Origin of the sequence: Halogeometricum borinquense DSM 11551 (assembly GCF_000172995.2) — an archaeon.
Lineage (GTDB): Archaea > Halobacteriota > Halobacteria > Halobacteriales > Haloferacaceae > Halogeometricum > Halogeometricum borinquense.
This window is the reverse complement of sequence record NC_014729.1, coordinates 1457071-1473269: the sequence shown is the minus strand read 5'-3', so window position 1 is coordinate 1473269 and position 16199 is coordinate 1457071. Positions and strand designations below refer to the sequence as shown.

Here is a 16199-nt window from a genome sequence, read left to right as displayed (position 1 = left end):
ATTTGCTCAGAACACTTCGAGGTAGTCCTCTACGACTTCGCGCTCGTCCTCGGTCAGGTCGAATAGGTCGTAGACCGCGTCATCAATCTCGGCTTCGAGGTCTTCGATGTCGGTCTGCCGGACTTCCTCGCGGTCGGCTTCAAGCCGGTCCAGCAGGTCCACAACGCCGTCATCGCTTCGGGGGATTGGAATAGTTATTTCTTTGCCGCTCTTGACGTTGCAGCCGTCTACTGCCGCATAAACGTACTCGGCCCGGCGCTTGCGGGCCTCGTTGTCCTCAGAGTGCATCGCCGCATCTACGATGCTATCGGTTCGTCCTGCTTGTACCGATATTGTACCGTCGTCGTTGGTATTAATTTCTGCATTTACTGGTTTCCGAGTCGTTTGCCACTCGTATGTGATATACGCCACCTCGCCGTCATATTCGTCAATATATGAATCTGGGAAATTCTCGACCTTTCGACCCAATCTCTCAACTGCAAGAATATCGTCAACGACTGAAGAAATACGGTCGGTTTCTGCGGGTAGTGGTATTGGGTCAATGTACTGGCTCTTATATCGGAAATATTGGTCATTCAAGAATGGACTTTTTTGTTTGATATAGAACTCCGACACAGCACTATTTAACAAACCAAGCAACTCCAACTCCGAATAGGGTTGTTCATCATTAAAAGTAAGTACGTATGCGGTGTTTTTGAAACAGTTGTACCCGTCAGCATAGGAGAATTGATTTTCAGTCGCCATATCTGGAACAGGAATTCTAAAATCTCCCTCAAAAACAGACTTACACCTTGGGCCGTCGTACTCATAGATTCCCTTCCCTCCTTTTTTTACGCAATATCGGTCTTCGAGATACTCACGGTGGTCCTCTAAATGAGATTTCACGCTCGGATACTCGGAAAAGTCAACCAACTCGCCGTCGTCATCGTATGGGTATATAGCGACTTCTTCCTCCCAATCAACAATCCAGCGACGAACATTCTCCCCACGGATGAGAGGATATAGCAATTCGTTCTCTAACTCCTTCTGGTCTGCATATTCGGGGGACACAATAAACGCATCATCCCCACCAGAAGAGACACCTTGTCGAACCCCAAGACACGCTTCTTCAACTGTGGTGGTTCCGTTCTGTTGTAATTTCGTCACAACCTCACGAACCGGTTCCGGGGTGAATGTCCACACTTCTTCGGATAATCTCTCAGACGGATATCGGGAGATTTCAATCCCGTCTGAGAGGTAGTTTTCTTTACCTAAGTGAGATGCAACTACATCGAGGATATTATCTTGTTCTCGTCTAATTTTTGCATATGGGACGGTTTTTCTATTTCTATCACGGTCAACAAACAGAATACAGGGGTAATTAGTTGCGTCCTTGAATACCTCTGTATCGCCAAAGTCGATGTACTCCGCCAAGGAATACTCCGAACTGATTAACCGCCTGATTTCTCTCCCATACTCTGCACGGGCAAACTTATTCGAGGTAATGTAACCTAACTCGCCGTCCTCAGTTAGCATCTCCAGTCCACGCTCAATAAATAAAACATAGAGGTCAAAACGCCCAAATGCTGAATCGTATAGTCTGGTGTAGCGTTCTTGCGCGGTATCGGAGATATATTTGATATTCACATACGGCGGATTCCCCACGACGTAGTCGTACTCCATGTAGTTCTTCACGACGAGCGCGAGCACGGTGTCCTCGAACATCTTGAACAGCCGTCCGTCGTTGTGTTCCTCCTTCAGGTAGCGCACGTTCTCCAGCATATCGTTCACGTAGGGTGTGAAGAACTCCTCTACCCCAGAGTAGTCCCGCGACGTGTGCTGGTTGATGCGCTCCTCCAGCCCACTCTTGTATTCCCAGTCGAAGTCGCCGCCGAATTCCTCGGCCAGCGCCATATGGTCCTTGACGGTGTCCAAGACGCCTTGTAGGGCCGCGAAATACTCCCCGAAGTTCTTGACGCCAGTCTCCAACTGAATCGTGTCGAACAGCGGCATCCGAACCCGGCGCACGAGGAAGCCGTCCTCGGTTTCGGCGACCTCGTCCTCGTCTACTTCCACCGGAAGCGGGACGGGAATCCGTACGTCTTGGTCGTCCTCGGTCATCGCGTCGAAGGTCATCTGCCGGGTGCCGTCGTCGCCGAGGTCCGCGCCCGTCAGTTCCCGCTCGTTTCGGAGGGTGTCGGTTCGGTAGATTGGGAGCCGCCGAATGGTAAACTCGGGATTCTGCGTTTTCGCCTCTCGATACGCCGGGAGGATAGCGACCACGAAGCGAATCTGTGCCATCAGAACAGCGAACGGGTGTATATCAAGCCCAACAATGCGCGGGCGGGTACAGAGGTCGCGTAGATGCTCCTCCCAGTCGGGGTTGTCCTCGAAGTTCTCCACGTCGGTGATGTACCGCTCGACGGCCTCCACGAGGAAGGTCCCGGACCCACACGACGGGTCGATGAGTCGCTCGTTCGAGACGCCGCGCTCGTAGCCGACGCCGTCCATGATGTAGTCGATGACCGGCTGTGGCGTGTAGAACTCGCCGAGTGCCTTGCGCGTCTCCGGGTCGAAATACCGCTGGTAGAGGTCCCCGAGGAGATCGCCCTCCACGTCTTGGAAGTCGAACCGTAGGACGTTGAAGAACACCTCGGCGACGGCGCGGCTGAAGCGGTCCCGAGTAGTCTCGCTGACACGTTCCACGTCACCGGATCCGCGTGCTACGTCCTCGAACCGGCTCGGCCCGCTCGCGTGCTGAGTATCAATCTGCTCTCTGTATCCGTCAGTCCACCAGATGAAGATGTCGTCCTGAAACAGCCCTTCGACTAACTGCTCCTGCATATCGTCGATGAGGTCGTCCGCCGCGACGGGGAATGCATCGAGGTTGATGGTGTCGCCGAAGCCCTGCAACCCGCGGAAGTAGTCGTCCATCCCATCGTATCCAGTGCCCGCGAAGAAATCGTGGTCCTCGGTGGCCTTCGCTAGTAGGAGCCGTGCGAGAAGCGCGTGTCCGCTCTCCAGACAGAACATGAAGTCTCGAAGCGACTGCTTCCCGTTGATGAACGGGTCCCATGAGTTCGGCACCTCGTCCGGCTCGTCGGCGTATGTCGCCTCCCAGAAGTCGTAAGCGCCTTTCACGAACTTCGCCTCGTTCTCGTCCCGGAGTTCATGCAGGAGGTCCATCATCCCGGTGACGAGGTCGGCGAACGGGCTGTCGTCCTCCAGTCGGAACGTATCGAAGAAGTGTTCCTGCCCGAGTTCCGACTGCGCGTCGAGCGGAATCGGGTCGAGGTCTGCGAGGAACTGATTCACGTCGTCCGGATCCGTGAGGTCGAAGTCGCGCTTCTGGAGGGCACTAACGAGGTCGCGGGCATCACCCTCTGTAACCGATTCGAGGGAGACGACGAGGAGCGGTCGGTCTTCGCCGCGCCGGTAGAGTCGCAACTGCTCTCCGTTGGTCAGGACGCCGTACTCCGCCCGGAGGTAGTCCATGTAGTGGAACAGTTGCGATTCGTGAGGCGGGAGGCTTCGACCGGTCGTCTTGAATTCGTAGACTGCGGTGACGGCCTCGTTCGAGTCAAGAGTGATGTAATCTGGTCGCCGGTCGTCCGGGAGTGTGAACTCGCTTCTGAGGTCAGTACCCGTTCCTTCGTAGTCGAGAGCATTATAGAATCCTTGTTCCAGAAAGAGGTTTTCTACGTCTCTCTCGCTCATATCGTCGTTCGTCTGCTCACCGATATTTAGTAGAGCATCGTGGAGAGCGTCGGCATCAGCCATTAGCCGGTTCAACTTATCCAGCCACCAAAAAGGTAAGTGGGATGGAAAAATGGAGTCGCATGATCTCTTCTGGGAATTGGATAGTGGTCGCTGTCTCGGACGAAACCGTTACTCGATAACACCATGGAGAACGACCAAGCAAAATGCGAACATTAGAACCGTGAGCTGCTGGGAAGAACCCGGACGAAAAAGTGACCGAAGGGCGCGATTTGAGTGCGCGGGACCGGATTCGAACCGCAGTCACTCCGCTTCGCTCCGTTCCCTGCTTCGAATCCGCTCGTATCGATTTTCGTCCTCGCTATCGCTCGGACAGAAAATGCGCGGGACCGGATTCGAACCGGAGCAAGAAATGCTCGCTCACGTCAGTTCACTGCGCGTTCCTTGCAGGGTTCTCACCGGCCGTTGCACACTTCCCGCTCTTCACGTTCGTTCAGAGCGGAGAAGTGCGCGGGACCGGATTCGAACCGGCGGACTCCTACGAGACAGCGTCCTAAGCGCTGCGCCGTTGGCCAGGCTTGGCTACCCGCGCGCACTACAGCGTATCAGGAATCGAGATAAGAAACTGTCGTTCGCAATCGACCGGAGGCGCACCGGGAGCCGACACTCGAAACTGAGCAAGCGTCAAGTAGGTCGCGGCGGAGAGACCAGTATGTACAGTGCCCGAGACCGGGTCGACAACGAAGAGTGGTTGACGCGCATCGAGGAGGCGGCCGACCGCCTCGAACTCGGGTCCGAAGCGCGGTCGTACGCAAGCGATATGTTTCTCTCACAGGTGCCGGACGCCGACCGGTCGAAACGGGCCGTTGCGGCGGCGAGTCTCTACGCGGGCGCACTCATCGCAGGCGAAGAGCGGTCCCAATCCCGCGTCGCCAACGCGATGGACGTGACGCGACTCAGCATCCAACAGCGGTGGAAAGAGATTCTGGAAGCGAACGGCTTCCGCCCCCCGACGTGGTGAGGGGGTAAGCGCGACGACGGGGATCAGCGTATCACACAGACAGTTGCGACTATCTACCGGCGGTTGCTGATTCGGTTGGAGGAACACCGGGACGGGAGCCGACCGTATCAGGCCCCGTCAGCGTCCGGACGCGTCGCCTCTCGGCCATCGCGGTCCGGCGTGAGATTCCCGTGGCGGTCGATTTCGCCGCGGACGATACGCGTCGAAGAGATGCGTTTGCCGTCCTCTGCGGGGACGTGATCCACCACCTCGATGTCGAGCGGCGGGAGGCCGCGCTCCTCGCGTATCTCGTTGATCCGCGCACCACCGTCCTTCGTCTCCGGCGAAACGATGAGTACGTCGAAGCCGGGTTCGGTGGCGATACCGGTCGGTTCGGTCAGCGTCCGAATCTCGAATTCGCGGTCGTGTTCCTCAGCAAGCGGTTCCAGTTCGTCGAGGAGGTCGCGCTTTCGTTCCTCGAACGGGCGGACGTATCGGTCGACGTGGCGGGTCTTCGGCGCGAGTTCGTCGCTCGTGAGACCGACGGTCACGTCACCGAGTTCGAAGGCTCTCGCGAACAACGCGAGGTGGCCGTCGTGGACTGGGTCGAAGGTCCCGCCCAACGCGACGTTCATACCCGGGCGTCGGAGTCTCAGAACTTAAAAAGGTCGGCTTCCGAAGTGCGGCGTCGTCACCGCATCCACTCAGATCACTCAGATCACTCGTCGGTATCGTCTCGGACGGTGATAGTGACGGGTTCGACGTCGCCATCCCCGTCGTCGCCGAGGAGTCGGCGGTCGAGATTGAACAGAGTGTTCAGTTGCGATTGGACCTGGCCGACGGCCCCGCGGACGAGCTCGCTCGGCGCGATGGCCTCGTACTCGTAGGGGTTGTTGCCCGCGCCGGAGTTTTTCCGTTTGCGACGAGAGACCATCTCCTCGTCGTGGAGTTCGGCGAGTGCCTCCCGTACCGTACTCGGGTAGAGACCGGTGCCGTTTGCGACTTCCTCGCTCGTGGCGTGGGGATTCTGCCGGAGGAAAACGAAGATACGAGCGCGCGTTTCGGTGTCGAGCAACCACGCGAGGAGATCGACGACGTTCTCGTCGAACTCCGCGACCGCACGGTCGGCCTCTGCTTCGAGTCGCTCGCGCGTCGTTTGCTCTGTTGATTCATCGCCGTGATCCGCCACTGTCTCGTCGGCGGAACCGCTCTCGGTAGGATCATCGGAGGAGTCGTCCGTAGACATATGTTCTATCACACAGGTCAAAACCAAACGGTGAAAAACCTTTCCGAAAAATCAGTTCAGACAGAGTACGTTACACAAGGTATCGAGGCTCTCGTCGGCGTGAATCCGTCGCTGGCGTTCGGCTCCGCTCTCGGCGTCGAAGATATCTTTGAGGCCGTCCACATCGAGTCGGTCGCACTCCTCGATGACGAACTGTTCGAGCGAAACCGTCCCTTCACCGTCAAGGGCGATGAAACTCGCGTCGTGGCCGTGTCGCGTGGCGCGCCACTTGTTCTCGTCTAAGAGTTCGCGGCGTATCGTCGTTCCCGACTCGCCATCCTCGTACCGAGCGGCGAGGTCGAGGACCAGCGCGTGGACGTATTCGACGAACGCCAGCGTCTTCTCTGGGTCCGACTGCGCGTCCGGGGTCCGGACCTCGACGGTGCCGTGACCGGTGTGCGGACGCACGTCGTACCAGAGTTCGCCGCGGTCCTCGATAGAGCCGTGTTCGACCATCCGGCGCTCGAATCGCTGGTACGCCTCGAAGTCCTCGAACCGGGAGGGCATTCCCGTGTTCGGCAGGTTCTCGAAAATCTTTGCTCGGGCAGAGGAGAGACCGGTGTCGAATCCGTTCCAGAACGGCGAGTTCGCCGAGAGGGCGAGAAGCGGCGGAAGGTACCACCGAAGCTCGTTGGCAATCCACGTCGCCTTATCCGGATCGTCTACGCCGACGTGGACGTGCAGACCCGCCGTCGTGTTTCGGTGTTGCGGGTACTGGATACGGTCGAGTTGCGACTTGTAGCGTGGTTTCGTCGCGTGATCGAGTTCGCGCCACTTCGCCGCGGGGTGGAGCCCGGCCGCAGCGATGCGGTAGCCGTGGTCGGCGGCGTGTGACACGAGTGCCTCACGGACCGCACGGACGAGTTCGTCAGCCTCCGAAGGGTTCTCGATGAGCGGTGTCTGCGTCTCGACAGTGAACTTGAACAGTTCGTGGTCGATGCGGTCACCGAGAAGGCCCTCCGGCGGGTCGTCGTAGATGAGGTCAGAGATACCTGAGGCCGGGTAGCCGTCGCTATCAACGATGTAGAACTCCTCTTCGACACCGAGGGTGCCCATTCGGTCGAAGGCGTCGGCCGACCCTAATTCCATCGCACGGTCGTTAGCGCGGGCCGATTAAATAGGTCGTGGACCCCGGCGACCCGTGCATACTGCCAGAAAACACAATATTTGAGTCCTGTACCGACCATGTAGTTCAATCTATGATTACTTTGGACGTGCGACAACGCCGAGATGGTCGTCGTGGAATCTGTCGAGTCGCGTCGTCTCCAGAATCTCGTACGCCTCGCGCAATTCGGTGAGAACGTCCTCGAATACGTCGTCCGGATCGGCAGTCACATCCTCGCTTCGGGCTTTGATGACCGCGAGCAGACGACCATCGTCGCGGAGGAACTGTCGGTTCCGGTTGGCGACGGTCGCTTGTCCGCGCGTCGCGACGTCCTGTACGATACAATCGAGGTCGGCTTCAACGATATGTGCATACGTCTCGGGCTTTCGCGCGTCCTTCAGGAGCGGAAAGAGGTTGTCTCTCGCTTCCGCGACGCCGAGGAGGTCACGGACCGGACGCGCCGCGAACTCGACGGCGTACGTCGGCCCTGCGAAGTCGGCGACGTGCGAAACGGTCGTCCCCGACGCCGCACCGAGGTAAAGAACGGTCTCGTCACCGACGAGGCCGGTGTCCATTCCGTACTCGAACATCGCGCCGAGTTTCGATCGACCGGCGTCCCACGCGCGCCACCCGTCCTCGTCGCGGGGTTCACCGTACACTGTCTCTCCGTGCGTCGAGAGGCGCTCGCGGCCGTCAAAGGGTCGGCGTTCGACCCCTGATGGAAGGTCCGTCATTCGGCCACCTCCCGCGCTCGAATCGTCTCCATGCGTTCAGCTAACTCCTCGTGAATCTCCGATTTGAACTCGCCGGAATAGTGGTCGATACGTGCGGCAATAGCGAGTTTCCCGGCGAATGCGCGCGCGGCCGACCCACGGTGTTCGGGATGGGTACCGCGCACGTACTCGTGGACGTAGATGACGCCGTGTTTCGGAGACGATCCGCGGCCTTCCAAGTGAGCGAACAGGGCATCCTCCGCGCCGAGAACCTGCACGGTCCCGGACGGCATCTTTGCCAACCGTTCGAGACCACCCGCGAGGGCGATGAGGCGGGCCGCGAGAACCGGACCGGCCATCTCAGCGAGGTTAGGTGCAAGCGCGGGGGCACGCGATTCGACGAACGCCCGCAGGTCGTCGCGCTCGTCTGCGAGGTCGGCGACGCGCCGAGCATACGAGACGACCCGGTCTTCGACCGGCGTCTGCGGGTCCTTGTCGGCCAAGTCGCGCGCGCCCTCGATACCGACGCCCGCGTCGTCGTACAACGTCCCGGCCCACTCGGCGAGACGTTCCGCGAGTTCGTTTGCGGTGCGTTCGGCGTCGTCCATCGCGCGAACGGCGTGGACAAGTTGCTTGTCGTCCGCACGTTCGCGCTCGCGGACGGCCGCTCTCGTCGCCGTGAGAGTGGCCTCGCGGAGTTGGTCGTAGTACTCGTCCTCGGAGTCGGCGTGGCCCGATTCGACCGCGAGCGCGGGCCAATCACGTGGTTCGTCGGCCTCGCCGTCGGCAATCGCTTCGCTCGCGCTCTCGGCGTCGTCCGGGGCGATATCCTCGAACCAGCCCGTCCCTGTCGGGGCGGTTCCGTCGTTCATACGTTCACGCACTCTCCGCGCCTGTATATCCGTCCCGGTACGAAGACCGGACCGTTCGTCCCCACAGATGTTTCGTGATAACGTTTAACAATGAGAACCACAAACAGTGTGTCGTCAACGATGAGTGAGCGGTCACCTTTCGTCTGTCGTAACTGCGGGAATCGCGTCTCTGCAGGGTCGTTCCGGTCAGCGTGTCCGGAGTGTAACGGCGAACTCGGTCCACAGCACAGATCGACACGCAGTACCAGTGGGTGACGACTCGGACGCGGAGGATAACACCGACGAGCGACGCGAGTCCGGGCCGCAGCGGATACAGGCGCTCGCGGTGACGACCGATGATGTGGTAACGGCACTGGAAGCCAACCAGCGACGTGACCGGAACGCCGTTTTGCGCGTGACGCCGCCGTTCGCGGGGCGGATGCGCGCCCGTCTACATCTCGCCGGGACGGAAGGCGAATACGAAGGTGGCGTACAGCCGATTCACATCCTTCCAGAGCGACTGGTTCACGACGCGCCGTCGTTTCCGACTGTAGACGAGACGGGCGACGAACTCCGCACCTCCGACGAACCGTATACGCGCGACAGACACCACAAGCGCCACGCTGAGGCCGTCGAAGCGTGGCGAGAGTCCATCCGCGAGACTCTCGCAGACCAAGTAACGCTTGAGACGCCGGACGGACCACACAACGTGACCGTGAGTTACCTCGGCTAATGCCCGCGATGACCTTTTACTCCGGTGCGAGGACAGTACAGGTATGAGTGGGGAGCGCAGCGACGGCTACCGGCGCGGGCGGCAAGTCGAGCGGGATGCAACGTCGGAACCGGTGAATAGCGTCTATCGCCGCCTTCTGCTCCTCATCTGGGGACTCGGAGCGGTCATCGTACTCGTCGTGCCGGCGTTCGGCGTCGGCTGGCCGGGAATCTTCACTGTCATCGGCGTGATGCATATTTTCTTTTCGGGGCTGATTTGGGCGGATATCCGGGCACTCCGCAGGCAGGGCGTCGAATGGGGCTTCTCCCGGCATCTGTGGTTCTCGGCCGCGCTCGTCTTTCCACTCGTCACACTTGCGTACTACTGGTACGTCGGGCGCGTCGTCACACGCGAGAACGAACGGCGGAGCGACGATGCGAATTCCTCAACGGCGGGCGAGTGACGCCGAACGGGTGACAGCGCACAACAGACAGCTTCGCAGACAAACGTGATAGGCGTGTGATGCTCTGAAGCGCCAGCCCACGGGTTTATTCCTGTTGCCGAAAAAGTCATCCTCACAATGACAACCCGTCGTATCGTGGCTGCGGTCCTCGCAGTTGCGATACTCACGACGACAACAGGCTGTATCGGCTTTCTGACCGGTGAGGAGTCACTTTCCTTCGCCGCGAAACCAGCGGTCGTAGACGAATCAGCGGCCGAAAGCGCCGGGTACGCAACCGATGGTCCGCAAACCGTCGAAGTGAACGAGACGGTCACTGTGGCCGGACAGGAACGGCACGTCGTCGCCAAAAATCAAGTGACTACGTACGAGAAGACGCTCGATCTCACCATCTTCGAGGCGAAGTTGGGGATGTTTACCGTTATCTCCTCGCCCGCCGTCGAAGTCGCCGGACAGACGATGAACCCCATCTCCGACTACTCAAGTAGACAACTCGTGGGACTCGTCGAAACCCAGTATCAAGGCCTCAGCGACGTGAACAAAGTCAGTTCACAGACGATCACTGTCCAAGGACAGGAAACAGAAGTGACGAAGTTCGCTGCGAAGGCGACGATCAACGGAGAGCGAGTTGACGTGTACGTTCACGTCATGAAATACAAAGACGGTGAGGACTTCATCGTCGGTCTCGGACTCTACCCGCAAAAGCTCGACAGCGAAGAAAACAACATCATGTCGATGATGCGAGCAATCGAACACCCGGCTGAAGCGAACGGGACCACCGAACAGGCCGCCTAAACTGGGCGGAACCCCGAACGCTCCATGAGAATGGGATCGTTCGATTTCGGATGTGGAGCACTCGATGTTGACAGCTGAATAATACTTTTCTCTCCGGCGCAGGACGACAGACGCATGAACCGCGAAGGGACCGCTGGGAGCGTTCTGATCGGGCTCTCACTCGTCGGCTACGGTGTCGGCGTTATCACGCCGTATCCGGGTCGCTCCGCGTCACTCGTAGGCCTCATGGTCGGTGTGACGTTACTCGCTATCGGGACGAGTGGGGACGGAGCGTGATTTCCGCACAAGTGTACGACGCCGGCGGTGTCGAGACGGTTTCCGTCGAGTCGGCGTCGGATCTCGAAGCAGCGCGGGACGCCCACGGGACGACGTGGGTTCGCGTCTCGGCCGCGACGCCGGAGGAGATCGATACGATTTCGCGCGTCTTCTCGATTCACACGCTCGAACTCGAAGATATTCGGAGCGACGTGCGGCCGAAAACAGAGGAGTTTCACGACCACACGTTCGTTCTCGTGAAATCAGCGTCGCTCCGGCGCGGAGAGACGACGTTCGATGAAGAAGTGCAGACACGCCCTGTAGGCATGTTTATCGGCCAAGACTGGGTGGTAACCCTGACCGTCGAGGAAACGGCTGTGACGGCTGTCGAGCGCGTCTGGCAGTCTGTCGAGAACCGTGAAGGGCGCATCCTCGTCAACGGACCCGATTTCGTGGCATATCGCATCCTCGACCGAGTCGTAGACGACTATTTCGACCTTCTTGATGAGATAGAGGATACAATAGAGGTGATCGAAGACGGTGTACTCGAAGGGCCAGACCCGGATATACTGGATGGTCTGAACACCGTCAGACGCGATCTGCTCTCGTTCCGAAAGGTCGTGTGGCCGACCCGGGAGGCCGTTTCAGTACTCGCACGCGGTGACGCGGCGCACGTCCGCGAATCGACCGAGAAATACTATCGAGACGTGTACGACCACCTCATTGAAATCGTGGATCTGACGGAGACATACCGGGAGTTAGCGCGCGGTTCGCGAGATATCTACCTGAACGCGCTCTCTCAATCGACAAACGAGGTGATGCGCCGTCTCACCGTCGTTGCAACGATATTCATCCCGCTCACGTTCGTTGTCGGCATCTACGGGATGAACTTCAGCGACGGCGCGTGGAATATGCCGGAACTCTCGTGGTCGTACGCGTATCCGGCGGTGATGCTCGGGATGGCCCTTGTGACGCTCATCCTCCTGTATCATTTCGACCGCGAGGGATGGCTGTGAACGACAGAGTAGACCCCGATACTATCAGTGTAGCCGAAGTGCCGAGGGTGCAGAACGTTCACTCGGTTACAGTGAATAAGATCGTAGAACTTGGTGGTGAATCAAGATAAGTCCTGTTTCGAGCGTCCGCTCTCTCAGCTAGCCAGAGAACGGACAGAGGCCGAAAGCCATAAGACCTGCATGTGAGGTGATGCCATATGTCCCAAAAAAGACGGTTTTAGACGATTATCGGTGCTGTACTGCGGTTTTCTCTGGTTGAATTTGGGGAAACATTTATATACTCTCGAAAATTACTAAGAGTAAGGACTCAGCCCACCCGGAGTCTCTCTCATTTCTTTACTCTTCACCCGGATGGCGATGAGTCTGCATCCCACCATGAGTGACACAACAACGAGAGAGTACGTAAGTACAGACCGACGACGCGAGAACACAGACGAGGCGGTGACAGAAGAAGAGACAGAAGAGGAAACGCAGGTCTGCCCAGAGTGTGGCGGATCACTGATAACCGACGAGGCACGGGGCGAGACAGTCTGCGGAGACTGTGGACTCGTCGTCGAGACGGACGCCGTCGACCGCGGTCCGGAATGGCGCGCGTTCAACAGCTCCGAGCGCGACTCGAAGTCGCGTGTCGGTGCGCCGACGACGCGTATGATGCACGACAAAGGACTGTCTACCAACATCGGCTGGCAGAACAAAGACGCCTACGGAAAGGCGCTCTCGGCCCGCCAGCGCGAGCAGATGCAGCGCCTACGGACGTGGAACGAGCGCTTCCGCACGCGTAACTCCAAGGAGCGGAACCTAAAGCAGGCGCTCGGTGAAATCGACCGGATGGCTTCGGCGCTCGGTCTCCCCGAGAACGTCCGCGAGACGGCCTCGGTCATCTACCGCCGTGCGCTGGACGACGACCTCCTCCCCGGTCGGTCCATCGAAGGCGTCGCTACCTCCGCACTCTACGCTGCGGCGCGACAGGCCGGTACTCCCCGCTCGCTCGACGAGTTGGAGACCGTCTCTCGCGTCGATAAGATGGAGTTAACCCGGACGTACCGCTACGTCGTCCGCGAGCTAAAGCTGGAAATCGAACCTGCCGACCCCGAGCAGTACGTTCCGCGGTTCGCCTCCGAACTTGATCTCTCCGACGAGGCAGAGCGACAGGCACGCGACCTGCTTCGGAACGCGAAAAAGGCCGGGATTCACTCGGGCAAATCTCCCGTTGGTCTCGCCGCGGCCGCCGTCTACGCCGCCGCGTTGCTCACCAACGAGAAGGTGACGCAGAGTGAGGTAAGCGAGGTGGCCAGCATCTCGGAGGTCACTATCCGAAACCGGTACAAAGAATTGCTCGAAGTGGATGATGCGGGCTTATTCGCCTAATCAAATTGGGCGCTGTATAGGGATCTCTTCTCGACGCGCGGATTTCTTCTCGGTACACGGAACCCTTCTCGCGGAAACTTTTATTCCTGCACCCCGAGTCAATTGATACCATGGTCGAAGCGTTTGTCCGACTGCTGTGTCCCGAGTGCGGAAAGGACTGGGAAGCGAGTCCGTCGAGTCTCCCCAGCCTAAAGAAAAACTTCACCTGTTCAGCGTGTGGGATGAGTCGCCGACTCTCCGAGTTCATGCGGACAGAACGCGACCTCAAAACGGTAAAACAGTTCGAGTAGCCGGTAGTTCAGTCCGCCGACCACCAGTGGTCTGCTCTTTATCCTTCACCTACAGGTCCGGAACTGCCGAGAGGGCACCGCACGCGTCGCATTTCAGTACCATCGCGCCCTGCTCGGTGACCAGCCGCGTGTCGGGCGAGTCGCACTCGCTACAGAGGACGTAGTCGTCTACGTAGGAGTCAAGCGCGTCCTGCACGCGGCGCTGGCTAAAGTCGCCCGTGAGGCGGACTCTCCCCTTCTCGTCGATCTGCGCGCTCGTTCCGAGTTCCGACTGAAGCGCCTTCATCAGATGCGACGGCTCTCGTGCGAGTCGGTCGCACGTCTCGTCGAAATTCTCGTACACCGTCGCGTTGCCTTCCGGTCGGACCACCGGTTCGGGGACCTGAAAGCGACTCCCTCTGTCAGTAACGTCCGGAGACTCGTCAAGTGCCTTGTCGAGTTGGTCCTCGTAGTCCATAGGTGGTCGAAGGGAACGCGGCGTCTAAAACGTTCATGGGATTCGGCGGCCAGTCGTTAGTTTATGTGTAATATATATTTCATAATCATCTAAAGTATTGAAATTTGGCTCAGGACGGCGTTTGGCGGGGGATTCGGCGGGTGCATGCTAACGAGGGTCAAGATAGTAATATAATCCTCCAGTCTCAACTGAGGTTTGCTCATGAAGAAGCAGGAACTCATCCACCTGCACGGCCTGCTCGCGGAAGTACACACACAAATCGAGGAGTGGGAAAACGACGAGGTTCCACTCACAGCATACAACGAACTCGGCGTCCGACCGACGTCAATTCACAAGTCCAAAACCGACCACAAGGCTGCTGTTTTCAAACTCGTAAAAGGAATCACGTCGTCTCTCGACGAACCCGAGCAAGAAGCCGTCGCACCGCACGCGGACTGAAACGCCAGAAAAACAGCGATCCTCGACGCCCCCAAATTCCTGAGCGACGGCTCTCTGCAATGCCGACTGATGAATTTGATACGCTCTCGGCGAGAAACTTCCTCCGCAGTTACTGTGTCACGCGGACGATACTACTTGGAGAGTAGGCCGGACAAAACGGTGGGTGATGAGGAGGATAACGGACCGCGCGCGAGGTGAAAAGACCGCCCATACGAGAGCAGAGTCGGTCGAGACAGTGGGCGCGCGCGAGAAATTACCCCTCGTCGACGAGGTCGTCGAACTCGGGAATGAGGTCGTCGTCCGACTCGGCGGACTGTTCTTCTTCCTCCTCCTCGGAAGGTAGCACTTCGACCTCTAGAACCGTTAGCGGGACGTTCTCCAGCCGTTGACCGATCTCCTTACGTGCGATTCGGGCGGCGTGTTCCTCCTGTTCGACGTTGAACACTGTCATCTCCAGTTCGAGGGCGACCAGTGCCTCGTCGGCAGCGACGAACGCCGGGAGAAGTTCCTCACCCGATGGGGAAGTTCGAGACCCCATATTTATCTCGACGTAATTAAGATCTGGGTTAAGCAGTTCACCAGTCTTCGCAATGGCGATTCGAATGGCCTCGTCCGCCGTCTCAACGTCGTAGACGGGAACCGCGGCCTCGACGACGACTCTGCAGTCCATGACAGCATAACATTACGTCGGACACCGCAAGAAGGTTAGCCGAAAAGTATAGGAGTCGTTGCGTCTGTCGCGGCATTTCTCCCGGGGTTCGACTGCGACTGTTGTCGAGTCGGTCCGCCACTCCGGCCGCGGACTCACTCGCCGCCCGCGCGGAGATAGTAGAACACGTACGTCTGCGCGTATCCGGCGTACTGGCCGCCGAGACGGTCACGGATGGCGCGCGATGTCTCCGTGTAGTTCCCGGCCTCACAGTCCGGGTAGTGGTCCGCAATGGCGGTCTGAATCCACGTGTCCAACGGAACGGCCTCCAGAAAGCCAAGCGAGAACAACAGCACGCAGTCGGAGACTTTGTCGCCCACACCGACAAACTGCGTGAGCGAGTCGCGCGCGTCCTCGTACGGCAGTCCCACCGCATCGTTCGGGTGCGCATCGCCGTTTGCAACCATCTCAGCCGTTCGTTGAACGTAGGGGGCGCGGTATCCGAGGCTCAGGTCGCGCAGTTCGTCCTCGGTTCGGACGGCCAACTGATCGGCTGTCGGAAAGGCGTGGTACGTCTCACCCGCAACGGTGACGGTATCACCGTACTCTCGCGCGAGGCGCATCTGCATCCCGTGAATACGTGAGACGCGCATCTGTGCCGAACAGATGAACGAGATCAGACAGGGGAACGGTGGGTCGCGCACGAGACGCATTCCCTCGTAGGCGTCGTACGCGCGTTCCAGTAGCGAGTCGTCGGGCGTCGCGTCCAGAATCGCATCCAAATCGTCGTCCAGACGGAGCAGGTGCGTCAGAATCGGCACCGCGTCGGTCGTCGCCTCCCACTCCAGACGGCCGTCCGTCTGTCGGACGCGCACTACGGCCTGTTCGTCCGAAACGCCGTCGATGGGAGGGACGACTGTCTCGTACCACGCATCGCCGCCGTACACGTCCATCGACTCGTACATCCGGCCGTCAGCGCGGTCCCAGAGGTACGACTGTCCGCTTTCGAGCGTCGCCTGTAGGTCGAACGCCCCGTCGATATCCGACAGCGGAATCGCGCCGGTTTCGAACTCCATCGTCTTTCTGCAAGGGAAGCGCGAGTATCGGGG

Annotated in this window: 19 protein-coding genes and 1 tRNA gene; 10 read left to right on the top strand and 10 right to left on the bottom strand. The window is 59.0% G+C overall.

What is annotated here, in order from left to right; translation table 11 throughout:
* Nucleotides 1–6: 6 nt before the first annotated feature.
* Nucleotides 7–3165, bottom strand: coding sequence for an Eco57I restriction-modification methylase domain-containing protein (locus tag HBOR_RS07485; protein ID WP_241432315.1), 3159 nt, complete (start codon nucleotides 3163–3165; stop codon nucleotides 7–9).
* On the opposite strand from HBOR_RS07485, the gene HBOR_RS20280 reads away from it, so the two are divergent.
* Complete coding sequence (locus HBOR_RS20280) at nucleotides 3151–3726, top strand: hypothetical protein (RefSeq protein WP_241432314.1); 576 nt, start codon at nucleotides 3151–3153, stop codon at nucleotides 3724–3726. The two genes, HBOR_RS07485 and HBOR_RS20280, sit on opposite strands and share 15 nt — an antisense overlap.
* A gap of 477 nt (nucleotides 3727–4203) precedes the next feature.
* Here HBOR_RS20280 and HBOR_RS07480 read toward each other — a convergent pair.
* Nucleotides 4204–4288 (bottom strand) — tRNA-Leu (locus HBOR_RS07480).
* Nucleotides 4289–4408: 120 nt separating this feature from the next.
* On the opposite strand from HBOR_RS07480, the gene HBOR_RS07475 reads away from it, so the two are divergent.
* Nucleotides 4409–4717, top strand: a complete 309-nt coding sequence (locus HBOR_RS07475) for a cyclin family protein (RefSeq protein ID WP_006054352.1) — start codon at nucleotides 4409–4411, stop codon at nucleotides 4715–4717.
* Between the two features lie 107 nt (nucleotides 4718–4824).
* Here HBOR_RS07475 and HBOR_RS07470 read toward each other — a convergent pair whose 3' ends face one another.
* The 5 genes from HBOR_RS07470 to HBOR_RS07450 form a co-directional block, all read right to left on the bottom strand.
* A complete protein-coding gene (locus tag HBOR_RS07470; protein ID WP_006054351.1) occupies nucleotides 4825–5331 on the bottom strand; it encodes a phosphopantetheine adenylyltransferase in 507 nt (168 codons plus the stop codon).
* An 83-nt stretch (nucleotides 5332–5414) separates the two neighbouring features.
* Entirely contained in the window at nucleotides 5415–5942 is a 528-nt protein-coding gene (locus HBOR_RS07465; RefSeq protein ID WP_006054350.1) for a winged helix-turn-helix domain-containing protein, read from the bottom strand.
* A 51-nt stretch (nucleotides 5943–5993) separates the two neighbouring features.
* Complete coding sequence (locus HBOR_RS07460) at nucleotides 5994–7070, bottom strand: glutamate--cysteine ligase (RefSeq protein WP_006054349.1); 1077 nt, start codon at nucleotides 7068–7070, stop codon at nucleotides 5994–5996.
* 114 nt (nucleotides 7071–7184) lie between these two features.
* Nucleotides 7185–7820 carry a fibrillarin-like rRNA/tRNA 2'-O-methyltransferase gene (locus HBOR_RS07455; RefSeq protein WP_006054348.1) on the bottom strand — a complete coding sequence of 212 codons (636 nt, stop codon included), beginning with the start codon at nucleotides 7818–7820 and terminating at the stop codon, nucleotides 7185–7187.
* Nucleotides 7817–8671, bottom strand: coding sequence for an NOP5/NOP56 family protein (locus HBOR_RS07450; RefSeq protein ID WP_006054347.1), 855 nt, complete (start codon nucleotides 8669–8671; stop codon nucleotides 7817–7819). The genes HBOR_RS07455 and HBOR_RS07450 overlap by 4 nt, the downstream gene beginning before the upstream one ends.
* A 247-nt stretch (nucleotides 8672–8918) precedes the next feature.
* On the opposite strand from HBOR_RS07450, the gene HBOR_RS07445 reads away from it, so the two are divergent.
* The 7 genes from HBOR_RS07445 to HBOR_RS07420 all read left to right on the top strand — a co-directional run bounded on the left by HBOR_RS07445 (nucleotide 8919) and on the right by HBOR_RS07420 (nucleotide 13546).
* Nucleotides 8919–9383, top strand: a complete 465-nt coding sequence (locus HBOR_RS07445) for a hypothetical protein (RefSeq protein ID WP_006054346.1) — start codon at nucleotides 8919–8921, stop codon at nucleotides 9381–9383.
* A gap of 43 nt (nucleotides 9384–9426) precedes the next feature.
* Nucleotides 9427–9825, top strand: coding sequence for a hypothetical protein (locus HBOR_RS07440; RefSeq protein WP_006054345.1), 399 nt, complete (start codon nucleotides 9427–9429; stop codon nucleotides 9823–9825).
* A 117-nt stretch (nucleotides 9826–9942) separates the two neighbouring features.
* Entirely contained in the window at nucleotides 9943–10617 is a 675-nt protein-coding gene (locus HBOR_RS07435; RefSeq protein WP_006054344.1) for a DUF6517 family protein, read from the top strand.
* Between the two features lie 114 nt (nucleotides 10618–10731).
* Nucleotides 10732–10893 (top strand): hypothetical protein, encoded by a 162-nt coding sequence (locus HBOR_RS19955; RefSeq protein ID WP_006054343.1) that lies wholly within the window; start codon nucleotides 10732–10734, stop codon nucleotides 10891–10893.
* Nucleotides 10890–11888, top strand: coding sequence for a magnesium/cobalt transporter CorA (gene corA, locus HBOR_RS07430; RefSeq protein WP_006054342.1), 999 nt, complete (start codon nucleotides 10890–10892; stop codon nucleotides 11886–11888). The genes HBOR_RS19955 and corA overlap by 4 nt, the downstream gene beginning before the upstream one ends.
* Nucleotides 11889–12263: 375 nt before the next feature.
* A complete protein-coding gene (locus HBOR_RS07425) occupies nucleotides 12264–13256 on the top strand; it encodes a transcription initiation factor IIB (RefSeq protein WP_006054341.1) in 993 nt (330 codons plus the stop codon).
* Nucleotides 13257–13366: 110 nt separating this feature from the next.
* A complete protein-coding gene (locus tag HBOR_RS07420; RefSeq protein ID WP_006054340.1) occupies nucleotides 13367–13546 on the top strand; it encodes a DUF7836 family putative zinc-binding protein in 180 nt (59 codons plus the stop codon).
* A gap of 49 nt (nucleotides 13547–13595) precedes the next feature.
* On the opposite strand, the gene HBOR_RS07415 is transcribed toward HBOR_RS07420, so the two are convergent.
* Nucleotides 13596–14003 carry a translation initiation factor IF-2 subunit beta gene (locus tag HBOR_RS07415; protein ID WP_006054339.1) on the bottom strand — a complete coding sequence of 136 codons (408 nt, stop codon included), beginning with the start codon at nucleotides 14001–14003 and terminating at the stop codon, nucleotides 13596–13598.
* Nucleotides 14004–14204: 201 nt separating this feature from the next.
* On the opposite strand from HBOR_RS07415, the gene HBOR_RS07410 reads away from it, so the two are divergent.
* Nucleotides 14205–14441 (top strand): UPF0058 family protein, encoded by a 237-nt coding sequence (locus HBOR_RS07410; RefSeq protein WP_006054338.1) that lies wholly within the window; start codon nucleotides 14205–14207, stop codon nucleotides 14439–14441.
* A 253-nt stretch (nucleotides 14442–14694) separates the two neighbouring features.
* Here HBOR_RS07410 and HBOR_RS07405 read toward each other — a convergent pair whose 3' ends face one another.
* Together HBOR_RS07405 and HBOR_RS07400 are read right to left on the bottom strand one after the other, a co-directional pair.
* Complete coding sequence (locus HBOR_RS07405; protein ID WP_006054337.1) at nucleotides 14695–15111, bottom strand: DUF555 domain-containing protein; 417 nt, start codon at nucleotides 15109–15111, stop codon at nucleotides 14695–14697.
* Nucleotides 15112–15245: 134 nt separating this feature from the next.
* A complete protein-coding gene (locus tag HBOR_RS07400) occupies nucleotides 15246–16166 on the bottom strand; it encodes a DNA-3-methyladenine glycosylase family protein (RefSeq protein ID WP_006054336.1) in 921 nt (306 codons plus the stop codon).
* Nucleotides 16167–16199 lie beyond the last annotated feature (33 nt).

Coding starts and splice junctions, on each gene's coding strand:
- HBOR_RS07415 (WP_006054339.1), bottom strand. CDS start 14,003: ATGGACTACGAGGACCAACTCGACAAGGCACTTGACGAGTCTCCGGAC.
- HBOR_RS07405 (WP_006054337.1), bottom strand. CDS start 15,111: ATGGACTGCAGAGTCGTCGTCGAGGCCGCGGTTCCCGTCTACGACGTT.
- HBOR_RS07420 (WP_006054340.1), top strand. CDS start 13,367: ATGGTCGAAGCGTTTGTCCGACTGCTGTGTCCCGAGTGCGGAAAGGAC.
- HBOR_RS07400 (WP_006054336.1), bottom strand. CDS start 16,166: ATGGAGTTCGAAACCGGCGCGATTCCGCTGTCGGATATCGACGGGGCG.
- HBOR_RS20280 (WP_241432314.1), top strand. CDS start 3,151: ATGCAGGAGGTCCATCATCCCGGTGACGAGGTCGGCGAACGGGCTGTC.
- HBOR_RS07440 (WP_006054345.1), top strand. CDS start 9,427: ATGAGTGGGGAGCGCAGCGACGGCTACCGGCGCGGGCGGCAAGTCGAG.
- HBOR_RS07410 (WP_006054338.1), top strand. CDS start 14,205: ATGAAGAAGCAGGAACTCATCCACCTGCACGGCCTGCTCGCGGAAGTA.
- HBOR_RS07460 (WP_006054349.1), bottom strand. CDS start 7,070: ATGGAATTAGGGTCGGCCGACGCCTTCGACCGAATGGGCACCCTCGGT.
- HBOR_RS07435 (WP_006054344.1), top strand. CDS start 9,943: ATGACAACCCGTCGTATCGTGGCTGCGGTCCTCGCAGTTGCGATACTC.
- HBOR_RS07455 (WP_006054348.1), bottom strand. CDS start 7,820: ATGACGGACCTTCCATCAGGGGTCGAACGCCGACCCTTTGACGGCCGC.
- HBOR_RS07450 (WP_006054347.1), bottom strand. CDS start 8,671: ATGAACGACGGAACCGCCCCGACAGGGACGGGCTGGTTCGAGGATATC.
- HBOR_RS07425 (WP_006054341.1), top strand. CDS start 12,264: ATGAGTGACACAACAACGAGAGAGTACGTAAGTACAGACCGACGACGC.
- HBOR_RS07465 (WP_006054350.1), bottom strand. CDS start 5,942: ATGTCTACGGACGACTCCTCCGATGATCCTACCGAGAGCGGTTCCGCC.
- HBOR_RS07470 (WP_006054351.1), bottom strand. CDS start 5,331: ATGAACGTCGCGTTGGGCGGGACCTTCGACCCAGTCCACGACGGCCAC.
- HBOR_RS19955 (WP_006054343.1), top strand. CDS start 10,732: ATGAACCGCGAAGGGACCGCTGGGAGCGTTCTGATCGGGCTCTCACTC.
- HBOR_RS07485 (WP_241432315.1), bottom strand. CDS start 3,165: ATGGACCTCCTGCATGAACTCCGGGACGAGAACGAGGCGAAGTTCGTG.
- HBOR_RS07475 (WP_006054352.1), top strand. CDS start 4,409: ATGTACAGTGCCCGAGACCGGGTCGACAACGAAGAGTGGTTGACGCGC.